This is a genomic window from Caviibacterium pharyngocola (genome assembly GCF_002795405.1).
GTDB lineage: Bacteria > Pseudomonadota > Gammaproteobacteria > Enterobacterales > Pasteurellaceae > Caviibacterium > Caviibacterium pharyngocola.
Genome location: NZ_PHGZ01000007.1, coordinates 46,570 through 64,412 on the forward strand (window position 1 = coordinate 46,570; position 17,843 = coordinate 64,412).

The 17,843-nt window shown below is 36.4% G+C and carries 17 protein-coding genes; all 17 read right to left on the reverse strand.

The window, feature by feature from the left end:
- Nucleotides 1-52 precede the first annotated feature (52 nt).
- Nucleotides 53-580 carry a SprT family zinc-dependent metalloprotease gene (locus CVP04_RS03755; RefSeq protein ID WP_100296184.1) on the reverse strand — a complete coding sequence of 176 codons (528 nt, stop codon included), beginning with the start codon at nt 578-580 and terminating at the stop codon, nt 53-55.
- A gap of 192 nt (nt 581-772) precedes the next feature.
- Complete coding sequence (gene metK, locus CVP04_RS03760; RefSeq protein ID WP_100296185.1) at nt 773-1,924, reverse strand: methionine adenosyltransferase; 1,152 nt, start codon at nt 1,922-1,924, stop codon at nt 773-775.
- A 179-nt stretch (nt 1,925-2,103) separates the two neighbouring features.
- A complete protein-coding gene (gene ndk / locus CVP04_RS03765; protein WP_100296186.1) occupies nt 2,104-2,529 on the reverse strand; it encodes a nucleoside-diphosphate kinase in 426 nt (141 codons plus the stop codon).
- A gap of 9 nt (nt 2,530-2,538) precedes the next feature.
- Entirely contained in the window at nt 2,539-3,831 is a 1,293-nt protein-coding gene (gene pepB / locus CVP04_RS03770; protein WP_100296187.1) for an aminopeptidase PepB, read from the reverse strand.
- Between the two features lie 63 nt (nt 3,832-3,894).
- Nucleotides 3,895-4,440 carry a dTDP-4-dehydrorhamnose 3,5-epimerase gene (gene rfbC, locus CVP04_RS03775; protein WP_100296188.1) on the reverse strand — a complete coding sequence of 182 codons (546 nt, stop codon included), beginning with the start codon at nt 4,438-4,440 and terminating at the stop codon, nt 3,895-3,897.
- Nucleotides 4,441-4,449: 9 nt separating this feature from the next.
- The gene (locus CVP04_RS03780; protein ID WP_100296189.1) at nt 4,450-5,010 is read right to left on the reverse strand and encodes a nucleotidyltransferase family protein; all 561 of its coding nucleotides are present in this window, start codon (nt 5,008-5,010) and stop codon (nt 4,450-4,452) included.
- A 16-nt stretch (nt 5,011-5,026) separates the two neighbouring features.
- Nucleotides 5,027-5,902: a dTDP-4-dehydrorhamnose reductase gene (gene rfbD / locus CVP04_RS03785; RefSeq protein ID WP_100296190.1), complete on the reverse strand. Its 876-nt coding sequence runs from the start codon at nt 5,900-5,902 to the stop codon at nt 5,027-5,029.
- A complete protein-coding gene (gene rfbA / locus CVP04_RS03790) occupies nt 5,902-6,780 on the reverse strand; it encodes a glucose-1-phosphate thymidylyltransferase RfbA (protein WP_100296191.1) in 879 nt (292 codons plus the stop codon). The genes rfbD and rfbA overlap by 1 nt, the downstream gene beginning before the upstream one ends.
- A 10-nt stretch (nt 6,781-6,790) precedes the next feature.
- Nucleotides 6,791-8,371 (reverse strand): Fic family protein, encoded by a 1,581-nt coding sequence (locus CVP04_RS03795; protein ID WP_100296192.1) that lies wholly within the window; start codon nt 8,369-8,371, stop codon nt 6,791-6,793.
- 9 nt (nt 8,372-8,380) lie between these two features.
- On the reverse strand, nt 8,381-9,445 hold the full coding sequence (gene rffG / locus CVP04_RS03800; protein ID WP_100296193.1) for a dTDP-glucose 4,6-dehydratase: 1,065 nt from the start codon (nt 9,443-9,445) through the stop codon (nt 8,381-8,383).
- Between the two features lie 55 nt (nt 9,446-9,500).
- The gene (locus CVP04_RS03805; RefSeq protein ID WP_100296194.1) at nt 9,501-10,841 is read right to left on the reverse strand and encodes an ATP-binding protein; all 1,341 of its coding nucleotides are present in this window, start codon (nt 10,839-10,841) and stop codon (nt 9,501-9,503) included.
- Nucleotides 10,842-10,891: 50 nt separating this feature from the next.
- The gene (locus CVP04_RS03810; protein ID WP_207761612.1) at nt 10,892-12,202 is read right to left on the reverse strand and encodes an exopolysaccharide biosynthesis polyprenyl glycosylphosphotransferase; all 1,311 of its coding nucleotides are present in this window, start codon (nt 12,200-12,202) and stop codon (nt 10,892-10,894) included.
- A gap of 99 nt (nt 12,203-12,301) precedes the next feature.
- Nucleotides 12,302-13,327 carry a mannose-1-phosphate guanylyltransferase gene (locus tag CVP04_RS03815; protein ID WP_100296195.1) on the reverse strand — a complete coding sequence of 342 codons (1,026 nt, stop codon included), beginning with the start codon at nt 13,325-13,327 and terminating at the stop codon, nt 12,302-12,304.
- 2 nt (nt 13,328-13,329) lie between these two features.
- Nucleotides 13,330-14,442 (reverse strand): glycosyltransferase family 4 protein, encoded by a 1,113-nt coding sequence (locus CVP04_RS03820; RefSeq protein ID WP_100296196.1) that lies wholly within the window; start codon nt 14,440-14,442, stop codon nt 13,330-13,332.
- The gene (locus CVP04_RS03825) at nt 14,439-15,617 is read right to left on the reverse strand and encodes a glycosyltransferase (RefSeq protein WP_100296197.1); all 1,179 of its coding nucleotides are present in this window, start codon (nt 15,615-15,617) and stop codon (nt 14,439-14,441) included. Before CVP04_RS03825 ends, CVP04_RS03820 begins: the two co-directional genes overlap by 4 nt.
- A complete protein-coding gene (locus CVP04_RS03830; protein ID WP_100296198.1) occupies nt 15,589-16,869 on the reverse strand; it encodes a hypothetical protein in 1,281 nt (426 codons plus the stop codon). Before CVP04_RS03830 ends, CVP04_RS03825 begins: the two co-directional genes overlap by 29 nt.
- On the reverse strand, nt 16,856-17,842 hold the full coding sequence (locus CVP04_RS03835) for a glycosyltransferase family 2 protein (RefSeq protein ID WP_100296199.1): 987 nt from the start codon (nt 17,840-17,842) through the stop codon (nt 16,856-16,858). Before CVP04_RS03835 ends, CVP04_RS03830 begins: the two co-directional genes overlap by 14 nt.
- Nucleotide 17,843: the final 1 nt, after the last annotated feature.

Here is a 17,843-nt window from a genome sequence, read left to right on the forward strand (position 1 = left end):
CTCCTTTTGATTAAAAAAATCGGTGCTAATATAGCATATTTTAAAAAAATCATTAGGTTTGTCTTTCATTTGGATCAAAATTTTTAACAAAATTGAGAGGTGTCCGACATTTTTTACAAAAATACACCGCACTTTCGCGTTGCACTTTTTGATGACGGCGCGCAGTCAGCTGGTGAATTTGACATTGACAAGCATAAGGAAAAGTTTGTCCTTGCACGTTATCAAGGGCAAATCGGTGATAAGTTTCCGCCGGCAGTCGAAACACTTCGCGCATTACTGTTTGCCATTGCACACCGTGCGGCTTAACGCGCCCGAACAGTTGATACACGATCAAATGCGCCAATTCGTGCGGCACCACTTGGCGTATAAATTCCGTCGGGTTTTCTTGCAGCAAAGTGCGGTTCAATTTAATCAGATTTTTTTGCAAATACGCCGTACCGGCTTTAACCCCGCGTAGATCATAGCTCACCGTCGGCATTGGGAAATTTTGGTTAAAATGTTGATTCGCTTGCAATAAACAAGCAGCAAGTCGGCGTTGAACCTGCATTTTTAAAAGACGAAATTCATCGGGATGTGGCATAAAAATTTAGTGGAAGAATAAACAAGGGATCTTTGAATTTGGACACACGTAGTACGTCCTAGGTTAGTGATAAACCTGATTTAAGTCGTATTTAATATGTAGGATGGGCTTTAGTCCATCAAGAAATATAACTATTTCAATATGATGGGCTAAAGCCCATCCTACTTAAATTTATCACTCGAATTGCAAAAATTACAATCCTGCCGCGGCTTTTAATTCGGCTGCGCGATCGGTTTTTTCCCAAGGGAATTGTTCGCGCCCGAAATGTCCGTAAGCAGCGGTTTGGCGGTAGATCGGTTGAATCAAATCCAACATTTTGATCAAGCCGTAAGGGCGTAAATCGAAATGTTCGCGCACCAGCGCAACCAATAATTCGTTCGCCACTTTCGCCGTACCGAAGGTTTCCACCATTACGGAAGTCGGCTCGGCGACGCCGATTGCATAAGACAGTTGAATTTCACAGCGATCCGCCAAGCCCGCCGCGACGATATTTTTCGCCACATAACGCGCTGCATATGCCGCCGAGCGATCCACTTTAGAGGGATCTTTACCGGAAAATGCACCGCCGCCGTGACGCGCCGCACCGCCGTAAGTATCGACGATGATTTTACGACCGGTTAAGCCGCAATCGCCCATCGGTCCGCCGATAACGAAGCGACCGGTCGGGTTGATAAAATATTTGGTGTCTTTCGATAACCATTCGCTCGGCAACACCGGCTTAATAATTTCTTCCATTACGCCTTCGTGCACGGTTTTTTGATCCACGTTGTCGCTGTGTTGGGTGGAAAGCACCACGGCATCCACGCCGACGATTTTGTTATTTTCGTATTTTAGCGTTACTTGGCTTTTCGCGTCCGGACGTAACCAATCCAACACGCCGCTTTTACGCACTTGCGCTTGGCGTTCCATTAAACGGTGCGCATAAGTGATCGCCGCCGGCATTAACACGTCGGTTTCGTTAGTGGCATAGCCGAACATAATACCTTGGTCGCCCGCGCCTTGATCCAACGGATTTTCACGATCCACGCCTTGATTAATATCGGCGGATTGTTTGCCGATCGCGTTTAATACGGCGCAAGAATGTCCGTCGAATCCCATATCGGAATGTTCGTAACCGATTTCGCAAATTACTTGGCGGGTTAAATTTTCAATATCCACCCAAGCCGATGTGGTGATTTCGCCGCCGACCAGCGCCATACCGGTTTTGACGTAAGTTTCGCACGCCACGCGCGCTTTCGGGTCTTGTTTTAAAATTTCATCCAACACCGCATCGGAAATTTGATCGGCGATTTTATCCGGATGTCCTTCCGATACGGATTCGGAGGTAAATAAATATGATGACATAACGTTCCTTTTAATTGTTAGTTTAGATGTTTTTCCGTCTGGACGGCTATAATACGCTTTTTTGTTCAAAAGGCAAGCATTAATTCGTTCATTTCACTGTATATTTATATAGCCAGAAAAGAAATCGCCCGCCGCGCGATAAAATCACGCAACGGGCATCGAAGCTTGCTTTACGCCGATTAGCGCGGGCAGAGTTCCGAATCGGCAAAGAAATAGGCAATTTCGCGCGCCGCACTTTCCGCACTGTCGGAACCGTGCACGGAATTTTGCCGTTTGCTTAAAGCAAATTCATAGCGCAACGTGCCGATTTCGGCAGCGGCAGGATCGGTGGCGCCCATAAAAGTGCGGTAGTTTTTTATCGCGTTTTCGTTTTCTAACACGGACACCACCACCGGCGCGGAGATCATATAATTCACCAAATCGGCAAAAAATTCTTTGCCTTGATGTTCGGCATAAAATCCTTCCGCTTGTTCTTTTGTTAAATGCAGCATTTTTATCGCGACGAGACGGAATTTTTGTTGTTCCAAACGCGCAAAAATCGCGCCGACCAAATTGCGTTCGACCGCATCGGGTTTAATAATCGACAGGGTTCTTTCCAATGTCATACATTCTCCTTATAGTTCCGCTTTGTTTAACAAAAGATTCGCTAAGGTTTGCACGCCGATGCCCGTCGCGCCCACCGCCCATAAATCGGACGCCGATTTGCGATACGTCGCCGAGCAATCGATATGCAACCAATGTTGTTGATAATTTTTCACAAAATAGGATAAAAACGCGGTCGCCGTACTCGCGCCTGCGCCCACCGGCACTGTGCCGATATTGGCGATTTCCGCAAAAGATGAGCCGATTTGCCCGCGATGAAATTCCTCGAAAGGTAAACGCCAGAAAGGTTCTTGCGACTGTTTTGCCGCAGCGAATAAATCAGCAACCAGTTGATCATCCATTGAAAGCACAGAATGATAGTCGTTACCCACCGCCACTTTCGCCGCGCCGGTTAAGGTGGCGCAGTCAATCATAAATTGCGGGTTTTGCTTATCCGCTTCAATCAAACCATCCGCAAGCACTAAGCGTCCTTCGGCGTCGGTATTCAGAATTTCCGCCGTTACGCCGTTGGCATAGGTGATAATATCACCTAATTTTAAAGCGCTGCCGCTCACCATATTTTCCGCACAGCACAAATACAATTTCACCCGTCGATTTAATCCGCCGGCGATCGCCATTGCCAAGGCGCCGACTAATAACGCCGCGCCGCCCATATCGGTGCGCATTGTGCTCATTGAATCGCTCGGTTTAATGCTATAACCGCCGCTATCAAACGTAATGCCTTTGCCCACTAAACACGCTAATACCGGACTATTCGGATCATTGCTCGGATTAAAATCCAACTGCAACATCGCCGGCGGGTTATCGGAGCCTTTGCCCACTTGCCAAATACCTTGATAACCTTGTTCAACAAGCGATTCCCCCGAAACAATACGAAAAGACACCGCACTTTCCTCGGCATATTCCGCCGCAAATTCGCGAATAAATTCCGCCGACCGCTGCGCCAACACCTGCGGCGTAATCACGGATGCGGGTAAGTTAATGATTTCTCGCACAAAATCACCGCATTGAATACGCGCGAACAATTCCGCTTGCGGTTCATCCGCTAAATGCGGGAATTCAATGACATAATCTTGCTTCGCGGTATAAAACCCTTGATAAAACGCCCAGCAATTTTCTAAATCCCATTCTTCACCGACTAATTCGACTTCTTTAATCCCCTGCCCACGCAACTTCCGCGCCGCTTTTTGCACCAAAGTGCGGTCAAAATTCTCCCGCAAATGAATTACCGCTTGATTATTTTCAAAGGTGAGGAGGGAGGGTTGAGGCTCAGATGTTAAATGTAAAGAAAGAGAGACGTTCATAAAAAATCCGTATAAAAAAACTGATATAGCAGAACTATACCAGTTTTTTCTTTATTTTGTAGCTTAATTGTTAAAAAAAATCGCTTCGGCAAAATGTTTACCGGCTAAATCTTTTGCCGATAAACTCGGTTCTCCCTCCAGCGGCCATTCAACATTGACCGTAGCATCATTCCAAAGTAGAGAATGTTCAGCTTTCGGATTGTAATAGTCCGTACATTTGTAAACAAATTCCGCTTCATCACTGATAACATAGAATCCGTGTGCAAATCCTTCCGGCACCCATAACTGGCGCTTATTTTCCGCCGATAAAATTTCACCGACCCATTGTCCGAATGTCGGCGAATTTCGACGCATATCCACCGCCACATCAAAAACAGCCCCGCGAATAACGCGGACTAATTTTCCTTGCGTGTTTTCAGTTTGATAATGTAATCCTCTTAACACGCCTTTTATGGATTTAGAATGATTTTCTTGCACAAATGTGCGCTCCGCTACATTTTCCTTAAACCATTGATCACGAAAGGTTTCCATAAAAAAACCGCGGTCATCGCCAAATACGGTCGGTTCAAGTAGTTTTACATCAGGGATTTTTGTATCGATAATTTTCATAAGTATCCTTTATTTCACGAAATTTCGTTTATATTTAATATGGCTTTGAATGTTTTTTTCCGCATCTTTTCTATCCCAAATTTGTAATTCCCAAGGATAGTAAAAGTTATTGGAATTTTTAAAATAAATATGAATACCAACGTACTCGTCTTTATCGTGCAAATACCAATTTTTTAGCCCGAATTTCTCTTTCCACTCATCCAATTTATCCATTATTTGAGTAATATCTTCGGTTTCAACAATAATTCTCGCGCCAAAAATATCATTCATAATGCTATTGACAGGATAACCGTCCGAACGCTCTTTAAAACGTTCGATTTTATCTAAAATAGACTCGGAAGTTTTTACACGATAAAAATAGGGAACATCATATAAATCCGCACGAAAAAGGTAATCATTAATTGATTCGTGTAAATTTAAACGATAAGACAAAATATGTTCAGTCGGTACTTTTGCAAAAGTATGCTTTAAATTTACTTTCTCAATTTTTCCCGTTTCGAAGTAATCTTGTGAAAATGCAAGATGCAACTTGTTAATTTCATCAATTAAACGTTCAACTTTACTTAACATATTTTGCACTCTTTCATTATGCGTAAGCCTTAATGTTCTTTAACGCCTTTTGCCAATCGCTCGGTTCAATGCCAAATGTCGTTTTTATTTTGCTTAAATCTAAACGTGAATTTGCCGGGCGTTTAGCAGGTGTCGGGTAATCGCTTGTTGCAATACCATTTACCAGCGGTGCTTTTTCTAACACATTTTGCGAGATGGCCTCGGCAAAAATAGCTTGTGCAAATTCACACCAGCTGACATAAGGTTTGCCTGTGAAATGATAAACACCGAATACGTCCTTTCTGCCTCGAATAATTTCATCGGCAATATAAATCAACGCGGCGGCAATATCTCCGGCATAAGTCGGTCCGCCGAATTGATCGGCAACTACCCCTAATGTATCACGCTCTTTACCTAAACGAAGCATTGTTTTGACGAAATTATGTCCGTGTTCACCAAACACCCACGCAGTGCGTAATATGATTGAGCGAGGATTTGCATTTTGTACCGCAATTTCACCGGCTAATTTAGTTTTACCATACACACCTTGAGGACCGGTAGCATCATCTTCTTTATATTCTTGAGTGCCTTCACCGTTAAATACATAGTCTGTTGAAATATGCAAAATAGCGGCATTGATTTCCTTGGCAGCAAGGGCAAGATATTCAGGACCTTTTACATTGATTGCTTCGGAAAGTTCTATTTCCGTTTCCGCACGATCCACGGCGGTATGTGCCGCAGCATTAATAATAACATCGGGCTGAAAATCTTTTACGACTTTAAATACGGCATCACGATCCGTAATATCCAATTCATCGCGATCAATCGCTAAGATTTCCGCTTTGTCTTGTAATTGTTGAACAAGACAATGCCCAACTTGCCCTTTTGCGCCTGTAATTAAAAATCTTGCCATTATTTGCCGCCTTTTACTAAACGTAATAAATACTGACCGTATTCATTTTTTGCCATTGGTTTCGCTAAAGTTTCAATTTGCGTCGCACTTAACCAACCATTGGCATAAGCAATTTCTTCCAAACAAGCCACTTGTAAGTTTTGTAAGCTTTGAACTGTTTTCACAAACGCGGCGGCATCGTGAAGACTGTCGTGCGTACCTGTATCTAACCACGCAAAACCACGCCCCAATAATTGCACATTTAACGATCCGTCATTAAGGTACATTTCATTAAGGGTGGTAATTTCAAGTTCGCCACGCGCAGAAGGTTTTACTTGTTTTGCGAATTCAACCACTCGATTATCGTAGAAATATAAACCGGTGACCGCCCAATTTGATTTCGGTTGCGCCGGTTTTTCTTCAATAGAAAGTGCGGTGTAATTTTCATTAAATTCTACCACGCCGAAACGTTCGGGATCTTTTACTTGATAGCCGAATACCGTCGCCCCCTTAATTTGTACCGAGGCTGCGGCTTCTTTTAAGGATTGAGAAAAATGCTGACCGTAGAAAATATTATCGCCAAGCACCAAACAAACCGGCTCATTCGCAATAAATTCTTCACCGATTAAAAAAGCTTGCGCTAAACCGTCCGGACTCTGCTGAATGGCATAACTTAAATTGATGCCGAAGTCAGAACCGTCGCCAAGCAAGCGTTTAAAACTCGCGTTGTCTTCGGGAGTAGTAATAATAAGTACGTCACGAATACCCGCCAACATTAAAACTGACAGCGGATAATAGATCATAGGTTTGTCATAAACCGGCAGTAGCTGCTTAGAGGTACCGCGTGTAATCGGGTAAAGGCGGGTGCCTGAACCGCCTGCGAGAATAATGCCTTTCATTAAGTTTTTCCTATTTATTAGTTTTTCTATAACGTTGCTTGGAGCTCGTAGGTTTATTCGGAATAGTCATTTCAAGTAAACCTAATTCCATTAAAGGTTGGATATATTGTTTTCTAAATTTTGTTCTGTTTGTTCTTCCGACTAAATTCATTAGTTCTTGAATAGAAAGTTCATCTTCAATCTGTTGTAATAATGCTAATAGCTCCGAATTTATATTGATTTGTGACGAACTTAGTCCCGACTTAGTCCCGGCTTGGTCCCGACTTGGTCCCGACTTAGTCCCGGCTTGGTCCCGACTTGATTCCGATACACTATCAGATTGGCTATAATTCAACTGTGTATCTTTGATACTAGGCTCAAATATCAGCGTAGTATATTGCGGTTGGTCTAATTTTTCCTCAAGAATAGGTTTTCTCCAGTGTGCAATATCACAACCTTTTAAGATTTTAGGCACACCGGAACCGGCTCGTTCTCCCAAACCGATTAATAAGAACATTTGGTGTAATAAACTGTTTCGGCAATCGTGCACACCGCCACTAAAAAATTCATCTCGCGTGATGCGTAAAATACCCGGATTTCTAAAACGGAATGAACTACCTGATTTTTCAATCAAAACAGGGGTTTTCTCCGCATAATTAGCGTGCACTAAAGTATTAACTAAAGCTTCGCGAAGAGCCTCGTGCACCGGCGTTTCATCAATCCGTTGATCACCTTGTAAATTAAAAGGAATTTTTATTTCCGAAACAAGTTTTTGATAAACTTTTCGATAAAAATCAAATAAATTTCCTGACCAAGTCCCATCAGGAAAAATACGTTCATCCCAACGATTTTCAGAAAGCTCTCTATAATCTATAAAATAATGTGGAAAATGATCTTGTATAGCTTCAAATTTGCCAAACATCAAAAGACCTGCAAGGGTTATCCCTTCTTTTCCCGAAAATCGATCTTTTCTCCAACCGCCAATCTTTTTGAAAAACTCAAAAGGTTCAAAATCTAAGAATGGGTGATCCGGCTTATGTGCTGATAATCTGTTACGATAGGTATTTAATGTTGAATGCTCAATATCTTCTGTAAAAGAAAAGTGCGGTGATAAAATCTCATTATCTAAACTATCATTTAGTTGCTCAGAGAGCATTCTTTTTACTTGTTCATCGCTACATAATCGATCGCCATCATACAAGCGAATGTAAGTATTCCCAAAGGGATTTTTAGTTAAAAAAACCGGCTTTTCTTTACGCGATGCCTGCTTAATTTTTATTGCAAGCACTTTCTTATCTTCAATGATATGCGTTACCACATCCGTATCAGAAATTAAATTCGCACTAATATGATCACGATTATTTAGTAAACTAAATAATTCTCTTTGTAACTTATCAATATCACTGATACCCGCAACGGAAAACGTATTATTCTTTTCTTTAATACCTAAAATAATCCAACCGCCATAAGCATTTGCCATCGCTGAATAACTTCGCCAAAAATCTTTGGGGAGCTCTCCTTTTCCTTCTCGACCTAAAGCCAATTTAAACTCCACTTGGCTAGATTCGCCAAGTGAAAGTAAATGTTTTAGCGATGCAGTTGAAATATCCATTGCTATATTTTATTTTTGGCTACCCAAACGCTCACGGTTATAAGAACCATCTAACACACGGCTCCACCATTTTTTGTTATTAAGATACCATTCGACAGTTTTCCGAATACCGGTCTCGAAGGTTTCTTGCGGTTTCCAACCGAGTTCTTTGCCGATTTTGGTTGCATCAATCGCATAACGAACATCGTGTCCCGGACGGTCGGTTACATAAGTAATAAGATCTTCATATTTAACCACACCGGCGGGTTTATTCGGCACTAATTCTTCTAATAAACCACAGATTGTACGAACCACTTCAATATTGGCTTTTTCATTGTGTCCGCCAATATTATAGGTTTCACCAATTTCGCCTTCTGTTACCACTTTATATAATGCGCGAGCGTGATCTTCTACAAATAACCAGTCACGGATCTGCATACCATTACCATAAACAGGTAATTTTTTACCTTCTAAGGCATTTAAGATCATCAATGGGATCAACTTCTCAGGGAAATGGAAAGGGCCATAGTTATTGGAACAGTTGGTGACAATCGTCGGTAAACCATAAGTACGCAACCAAGCTCGCACCAAATGATCACTTGATGCTTTTGAAGCAGAATATGGACTACTTGGTGCATAAGGCGTCGTTTCGGTAAAAAGATCATCCGTTCCTTCCAAATCACCATAGACTTCATCAGTGGAAATATGATGGAAACGGAATGTCACTTTTTTATCTTCAGGTAAACCATTCCAATAGCTACGCGCCGCTTCAAGTAACGTATAAGTCCCGACAATGTTAGTTTCAATAAAAGCCGCCGGCCCATCAATCGAACGATCGACGTGACTTTCTGCAGCTAAGTGCATTACAGCATCCGGTTGGTGCGTATTAAAGACACGTTCTAATTCTGCTTTATCACAAATATCCACTTGCTCAAAAGCGTAACGCGGATTAGTTTCAACAGACTCAAGAGATTCCAAATTGCCAGCATAGGTTAATTTATCTACATTGATAACCGAATCTTGTGTGTCGTTAATAATATGGCGAACGACCGCTGAACCGATAAAACCGGCACCGCCGGTGACTAGAATTTTCATATCAATTTCCTCTTGAAGTAAGTTCTTCTAATATCTTAATGAGTATATACAAATTTTATTGGTTAATTATCCATTGACCTTGAATATCACTGCCAACCCGAGTAATTTTATTTACTAACTTTAATTGTTCTATATCCCGTTCTATTGTTCGTTGAGAAACCGATAGTAACAAAGCTAGCTCTGCTGCAGTAATTCTAGGATTACTTAACATTGCTGATATAATATTTTCGCGTCGAGTTAATTTCTTATTAGTGGATAAATTATCAGTGGCATTTTCTCCGACATTTTCTCCGACATTTTCTCCGACATTTTCTCCGACATTATAATTTCGGTTAAACAATGTCACAATCACTCCATTATCTGAAATATGATAATACGGCTGTTTTGCAAACCCTTGATATTCAGAAAAAATACGTCGAACACCTGATGCATAATTCTCAATATAGTCCGCTTTATCAAGTGCGGTGACTAAAATTTGATTTCTTTTAGCCGTCATTCCTTGCTTAATATTTTCCAGAGTTAAACCATTTGGCAATGATCCCGGAGAAAATATCATTACGCGATCGTCATAGAATTCCAACTTTATGTCGCCACTTAGTGTCCAATCTCGATGACAATAGCAATTTACGATAGCCTCTCTTAATGCCCGCTCAGGAATATCTAAATATTCCTTACGCTGCGGACTACCATCAAACGTGATTTTCTTTTTATTAGATAAATAAGCAAAATACAACACATCATCAATTTGCTTCATAATTGAGCCTGAAAATTCTTTTTTATCTAAAAATATCGAAACATCAGTCCCTTGAAATACTGCGAATTTTGTAATTGTCGGATTTTGATCGCTTAACAACAATGCTGCATTATTATAATCACCGTTTGACAAGCGTAGCGCCAAGCCATAAGCATCAAATTCAATATTCTGATCAGCAAATTTTTGTTCTACATAATGAAAAGTTAAATCCGAACGTTCACAAGAGCGGGTTTCATATTCGTGTGCCTTGCTTGCTGTAATCATTCGATGAATTTCATCAAAGCTTGCCACGCGCTTGGAACTACCTACTCGCACAAAAACGCCTTTTGCGTTAAAACCTTCACCATCTTTATAAAAATAAGGCTTATTTAAGCCTTTTTTAATGATGATGCGAAAAGGTATCGAAGTATCAAACCGAATAAAATCCACAACTGCAGGATAAAAAGCATTAAAAATCCAATTATTTAGTTTTTCTTCCCATTCCTTATATTTAGAAATTTTCTCGGGCAATACGTTTCCATCATCATCGACACCAAGTAAAATTTCTCCACCGTCAGAATTCAAAAAAGAAACAATTTCGGCTTTTAAACGGTTCTCTTTTTCTGGAATATCAGATTTATATTCCAAATTTCTGCTTTCCATATTATTTTGTTACTTTTTAAATTCTAGGCTGAATTATGATTTCACACTCATTAATAAGCACCATTGCGTCCTAACACAGTCGCTATAGTTTTTAATAAAATGACAATATCATTCCATAATGACCAGTTTTTCATATACCAGACATCAATATCCACTCGACTATCAAAATCAACTTCACTGCGTCCGCTTACTTGCCAAAGGCCAGTTATTCCCGGTTTAACCGCCAGAACTAAAGAAGATTTCGAACCTATATCATCTTTTTCACTCACCATATAAGGGCGAGGACCTACTATACTCATCTCACCCTTTAAGACATTCAGCAACTGCGGGATTTCATCTAAAGAGGTTTTACGCAAGAATGAGCCTGATCTCGTTACCCTAGGATCATTAATATACTTATGATATTTATCATAATAAGCTTTTTCATCAGGATTATCTTTCAGCCATTGCTCCATAAAAGATTGATCAGAATACATAGAACGAAACTTATAACACATAAATTCCTTCCCATCTAATCCTAATCGTTTTTGTTTAAAGAAAACTTTTCCTTTAGGATCATCTAACTTAATCCAAATAGCTATAACAACAAGCAAAGGAATCCATAATATAGAAGATAATAAAGTTAAAGAATAATCTAATACGGATTTTATAAATTTGTTATATTTACTTAATAACTCATTCTCTAATGTAAATATATTAGTTCTAGAATTGAACATATTATAAATATAAGAATGTGAAAAATCATATCCACTTAACACAGGTGTAAAAATTATTTTTCTACTATTTTTTATATTTTTTTCAATAATTCTATTTAATTTCTCCTTGTCTATTGATTGACCATCAATAAATATTGTTCCACGTTCAAGCCCTTGTACTTTAACATATCCTAAATAACGATCTTCAAATAACTGATTTTTAAACTCCTCATTGTTACTAATCACTTTCGCCGGTTTCTGCCAGAAACCTAACTTGAATAAAAATTTTTTTACAAATAATTTTGAGAGAGGGATCGTAATAGATGAAAAGATAAATATTAATATTAACGTACTTCTGGAATAGAACTCGGCATACTGTCCTAATGCCAATCCGGCAAAAAGCATTACAAACGAGAGAAAGCAAGATTTCAAAATAATTCGACTCTCGTGCCAAAAATCAAAACGTTTAGTATATACACCGAAATAAATCAACATTAAGATTAATGTCACATAAACCCCGCCGAAGGTAATATATGAATAGCCAATAACCGGAACATCAAAAAATAAATTCAATGACTTTCTAACTGATACAGCTAACATAATAGCTAAGCAAATAGCTAAAAGATCAAAAATAATCAAAAATATAACTGAAACAATTCGATTCACAATATTACCCCATTATACACAATAACTATTTAAAATATTTTCTATATACACATTTAATTTTGATTAAGATATTCAACCCCGTTAATTAAAAGTTAATTATTACTTTATCAGTTGTGGCTCAATTTCTTTTAAATACTCAACTGCTTCTTTAACTTTCTGAGAAGATCCTTTTTTAGCAATCAATAATGCATCTTCCGTATCAACAACAATCAAATCATCAATATCAATCGTTACAACTCTTTTGTTGCTCCATATAAAATTGTTATTACTATTAATAGCAACATAACATTCCGTATCAGTATTACTATTTTCATCCTTAGCAAATTCCTTTTCTAAAGAATCAAAGCTACCGACATCAGACCAACCCAGATCACCGCATACCACTTTAATTTTTGTAGATTTCTCCATTACCGCATAATCAATACTATCCGATGGTATATTCAGCATATCATCCATATTAATAGATTCGACGTTATTTTGTGCCATTCTATTTGCATAAGCCGCTTTGGCACCTTTATAAACATCCGGCGAGTATTTTTCTAATTCCGATAATAAGACGCCGGCTTTAAAACAGAAAATACCACAATTCCAAAAATACCTTCCGCTTTCTACATATTGTTTAGCGGTTTCAAAATTCGGTTTTTCTCTAAAACTAAGTACATTCTCTTCATCTAATGTCTCTATATAACCAAATCCAGTTTCAGGATATTTAGGCTTTAAGCCGAATGTGACTAAGAATCCATTTTCAGCAAATTTCTTTGCTTTCTTAACCATATCAAGATAATTCTTTTCATTTTTTATTAATTGATCCGATGAAGTCACTAAAACAATATCATCCGGATTTAATCCTAAACACGCTAATGCGATAGCCGGCGCAGTATTTCTACCGATAGGTTCTTTAAGATAAGATATATTATTCACTTCGGATGATTGTTCTTCAATCAAAGAAAACTGATCATTATTAACTACCGAAATGACAGAATCACAACATTGGATATTACGAGACAACGTTAATTGATAAAGCGACTTACCATGAAATAATTTGATAAATTGTTTTGGAACCTGTGTTCTACTTAATGGCCATAATCTAGTTCCGGAACCACCGCATAAAATAATATTAATCATTGTTACCCTCTAAATAATTCATATTTTTTTTCAATATATTGCTTAATTTCGGTTTCAAATCTTTCGACTGAAAATCTTAGTGCATTTTCTCGCACAATCTGCGGCTCAAAACCATCTTGGTTTTGATTAAATTTATTAAGTGCGGTCAATAAACTCTCAACATTTTGTTCATTAAAATAAACGCCGGTTACATTATTTATAACTGTTTCTCTTGTTCCACCTTTATTAAAACAAATAACAGGAGTTCCACAAGCTTGCGCCTCAACAGGAATAATACCGAAATCTTCTTCCGCCGCAAAAACAAAAGCTTTTGCTCGGCGCATTAAATCAATTAAAACCGAATCTTCTTGATAACCCATAATTTCAATATTCTTACCGGCTTTAGATTTAACTTTTTCCATATCAGGACCAGAACCGATAACGACTAATTTCTTATCCGTTTGTGAAAAAGCCTCAACGATTAAGTCGATTTTTTTGTAAGGAACCAGTCTAGATGCCGTTAAATAAAAATCTTCTTTCTGCTCGCATAATTGAAATTTATTCACATCAACCGGCGGATAAATAACATCGGATTCTTTCCCATAAACTTTCTTTATACGATTTGCAATATATTGAGAATTAGCAACATAATGATCGACTCGATTTACCGTTGAAAGATCCCACATTCTTATTTTATGTAAGAAATATTTTGCTAAAATTCCTTTTAGTCCTTTATTTAAACCGCTTTCTTCTAAATAACGAAAGTACAAATCCCAAGCATATCTGACCGGAGTATGAACATAGCTGATGTGTAATTGATTTGAATGAGTTAATACACCTTTAGCTACGCAATGTGAAGAAGATAAAACTAAGTCATAGTCCGTTAAATCAAATTGTTCAATAGCAAAAGGAAAGAGCGGTAGATAATTACGATATTTTTCTTTTGCCTTCGGTAGTTTTTGAATAAAGCTAGTATGCGCCGTTTTCCCTTTTAAAATTAATTCTCTATTTTTATCATCCAAAAAGTCAATTAAGCTATAAACTTCAAAGTCATCCCAAATATTGGTAAAACTACTGATACATTTTTCAGCGCCCGCATAGACTGAAAACCAATCGTGAATTAGTGCTTTTTTCATTTTAAAATCTCTCTAAGGTTATTGACTTGATTATAGTTATTTCTAATAAAACCCTGTGCACTATTAGTTAATGCTGCTCTTGAATCTTCATCATCTAACAACCTACAAACATTCTGAAAAAATAACTCAGGTACATCAGAGACCAAAATATCTTTCTCAGGCTTTAAACCTGTACCTTCATTGCCTACTGAAGTCGAAACAACCGGAAGCCCGTTCTGGATAGCATTAATTGTTTTCAATTTAACTCCTGCTCCCGATAACATCGGATTTATAAAAACACACGATTTTGCATATAAATCAGATAGTTCTTTAGGCGAATCTACAAATTTTATATTATCAAAATTTGATAATTTATTATTTAAATGAAATAAGTTAACTCCTTTTGTATTACCGGCTATTATCAAATTATAATCAGTATATTTCTCACAAAGCCTTTTATGTATATTATTTAAGTACCAAAATACCCCTTCTATATTGTTTGGCATAAATAAAGAACCAAGAAACAAAACTGTTTTATTATTCTTTACAGAATATGGTAATATGTAGCTTATATCAATCGAAGCAGGAAGAAAAACATTCTTTCCAATATTTCTATCCATATAAGAGTCTAGTTCCTTGCTTGATATATGTAAGTTTAAACTTATATCTTTTCTTTTTTTTAACTTATTATCATATATCCTAAACTTAATAAATTCAAAATAAAAAAATAATTTCTTAAATATATTTTTAGTTGACAGCGCCAATTCTTTGAAGTAAACACTTTCATCATTATGAACACGCAAGACAACTTTTTTTATAGTAAGTTTACTCTTTAATAAATCATACAAACCAAAACAATAATGCCCTTCAATTAAGCAATAATCAAAGCTGATACTTTTTATATTTATAATTTCCTTACCTATTTTCAGATTATCAACTTTTCTACTTTGAATCTGAAATGGATTTATAGAAAATAAGCTTAAAAGACTTCTATTTCTTAATAAAATTATATTTTCAGATACAACATTATTCATAAAATCAATATCAGTTTCTTTTACTGCTTCTCTTACTGTTGATATAAGATAAATATTAAAACCTATTAATTTAAGATTTTTTATTTTTTCAAAAATATCAACTCGCCCCCCATGATTAGGTGGATACGGATAATCACTTGCCAATATTAATATATTTTTCACTACTCAACCTCCAATAATTATATATAAATGCGAATCCAAACCAGAAATTATATAAGTATACACTATCAACAAAAAAAGTATGGTTCAAAGTTAAAAAAATAAAGAAAAATAAAATAATATTATTATTTATATTATTATAAATAGTTTTATGAAACTTATAGAAAAACAACAATCCAAAAACACCAAAATACATTATAAAATCAAAAAAAAGCGACTTAGTGGAGTAGTTATTAGCTTCAATTAGATATGTTTCTACTTCGGAAAAATTCGGAATAAGACCTATGATTATGAATATAGAATTCATTAATTCCATTGAATTTTGAATACTATTATCAAATAAAGAAATATAAGCGCCAAACCCCGTACCTAGAGGATAAATGAACAGAGATAAAATTCCAGCTAATATCAAAGTGGTTCGTGTTGTAAAAGATGTATATTCTTCAAATCCTAATAAAATATTATTAAAATAAAGCGAAAAATTCTCTTGCATATATTGGTAAAACAAAATTGACATGAATAAGACTAAGATTAGTTTTACCTGAAATTTCAGCTTATTAAAAAGAAAGATAGAAATTATAAAAAATAGTAAGATTCCACTTTTAGATTGAAGTAAGAAAATCCCAAGGCATAACATAATATATATGACTATTCTATAAATTTTACTCTCCGAACCAAGCAATGAGATCATTCCAAAGGTAATAAAAACTGTCACCGCATGCGAGCTTTCCATTGAAAACAATCTAGGTCTCATATTATGGTTAGGAATTCCATTGAAGATGGCGATATCATCTAAATTTAAAATATTTAATTTAGTTAAAATCAGAATAGATAACAAGAATATAAAAATAAAAAAACAAACCTTTATTGAAATAAGAATATACTCTCTTTCTTTAAAAAATTTATTAAATATATAAAATACAATAAAAGGCTGTGAATAAATAAGCATATTGTTTATAGCTTTTATAACTAAGTTAACCCCTTTTACTTGAAAATCAGAGAATAAAAGAAATAGTAGAGTTATTAATAATATATATCCTATAAAAAAGACTTGACTTTTATTTACCTTTAATTTTTTTATATTTTTTATCGTATAGTAAGAAAACAATAAATAAAAAATAGGCATAGACAAATTCGTACCAAAGATACCTAAACTACTTTGATTTAATATAAAATTCTGAAATGGGATACATGAAATAAGAATAAATAATATCAGACTTCTTAAATCTAATTTAATAGACTTAATTGCTACCACGGATAATACTCCTTAGCATCAGATATGCTCTTTTAAATTGACTCCGTCTGAATCTATTAAAAATAGTGATTGCACTCCCTATCCATAGACCTACTCCGCCACCTAGGTATTTCTTATGGAATTTAACTCTATTTCTAAAAGTTAAAATATCACTAAATTCACTTTTTTCATTTGGGTTTTGGCTAGCCCCTGTTGTTCCCCCTTCTTTATGATAAACAGTACTATTTAATGCAATGCCTAATTTAAAATCATGCTTCTTAGCATTAAAACAATAGTCTGTTTCTTCATAATATAAAAAATAATCTTCCGGTAATAGTCCGATAGAATTAATAACATCTTTCGATATTAAGAAGGAGGCTCCTACGATGTAATCTAATTCCTGTTCGATAAGATTTCTATCCAAAATATGAGACGACGTACCGAAAAATTTATTTACCGTTCCTCCGTATGCTTGAACTTTTTCAGGAGCATGGTAATACATTAAACTTGATCCACATATGCCAATATTATGGCAATCTGCATAAGAAACCAAATTTGATAATGAATCAAATTTTATAACAGTATCATTATTCAATAACCAGATATAATCAAAATCACTCTCTTTTTGAATAAATTTTATTGCTAAATTGTTACCGCTAGCAAAGCCATCATTCTTATTCGACTGAATAAATGTTACTTTCTTAGTTAAATCCAGAGCAGAATCATTATATAAATCATCCTCAGCATAGAATTTATATTCTATTGGTTTACTAATATGTGGGTTACTTAAATTATAAAGTAGTTTATTCTGGCATTCCGCTAATACATTCCCCGTTGCCCACTCTAATAAAAACTTCATTGAATTATTTGGTGATTTATTATCAACAACAATAATTTGATAATTTTCATATTCACTTTTTAATACACTTTCCAGACATTCAATCGTATCTTTCCAAGTATTATAATTTAAAATAACAATATAGATTTTTTTCATA

Coding starts and splice junctions, on each gene's coding strand:
- CVP04_RS03755 (WP_100296184.1), bottom strand. CDS start 580: ATGCCACATCCCGATGAATTTCGTCTTTTAAAAATGCAGGTTCAACGC.
- metK (WP_100296185.1), bottom strand. CDS start 1,924: ATGTCATCATATTTATTTACCTCCGAATCCGTATCGGAAGGACATCCG.
- ndk (WP_100296186.1), bottom strand. CDS start 2,529: ATGACATTGGAAAGAACCCTGTCGATTATTAAACCCGATGCGGTCGAA.
- pepB (WP_100296187.1), bottom strand. CDS start 3,831: ATGAACGTCTCTCTTTCTTTACATTTAACATCTGAGCCTCAACCCTCC.
- rfbC (WP_100296188.1), bottom strand. CDS start 4,440: ATGAAAATTATCGATACAAAAATCCCTGATGTAAAACTACTTGAACCG.
- CVP04_RS03780 (WP_100296189.1), bottom strand. CDS start 5,010: ATGTTAAGTAAAGTTGAACGTTTAATTGATGAAATTAACAAGTTGCAT.
- rfbD (WP_100296190.1), bottom strand. CDS start 5,902: ATGGCAAGATTTTTAATTACAGGCGCAAAAGGGCAAGTTGGGCATTGT.
- rfbA (WP_100296191.1), bottom strand. CDS start 6,780: ATGAAAGGCATTATTCTCGCAGGCGGTTCAGGCACCCGCCTTTACCCG.
- CVP04_RS03795 (WP_100296192.1), bottom strand. CDS start 8,371: ATGGATATTTCAACTGCATCGCTAAAACATTTACTTTCACTTGGCGAA.
- rffG (WP_100296193.1), bottom strand. CDS start 9,445: ATGAAAATTCTAGTCACCGGCGGTGCCGGTTTTATCGGTTCAGCGGTC.
- CVP04_RS03805 (WP_100296194.1), bottom strand. CDS start 10,841: ATGGAAAGCAGAAATTTGGAATATAAATCTGATATTCCAGAAAAAGAG.
- CVP04_RS03815 (WP_100296195.1), bottom strand. CDS start 13,327: ATGATTAATATTATTTTATGCGGTGGTTCCGGAACTAGATTATGGCCA.
- CVP04_RS03820 (WP_100296196.1), bottom strand. CDS start 14,442: ATGAAAAAAGCACTAATTCACGATTGGTTTTCAGTCTATGCGGGCGCT.
- CVP04_RS03835 (WP_100296199.1), bottom strand. CDS start 17,842: ATGAAAAAAATCTATATTGTTATTTTAAATTATAATACTTGGAAAGAT.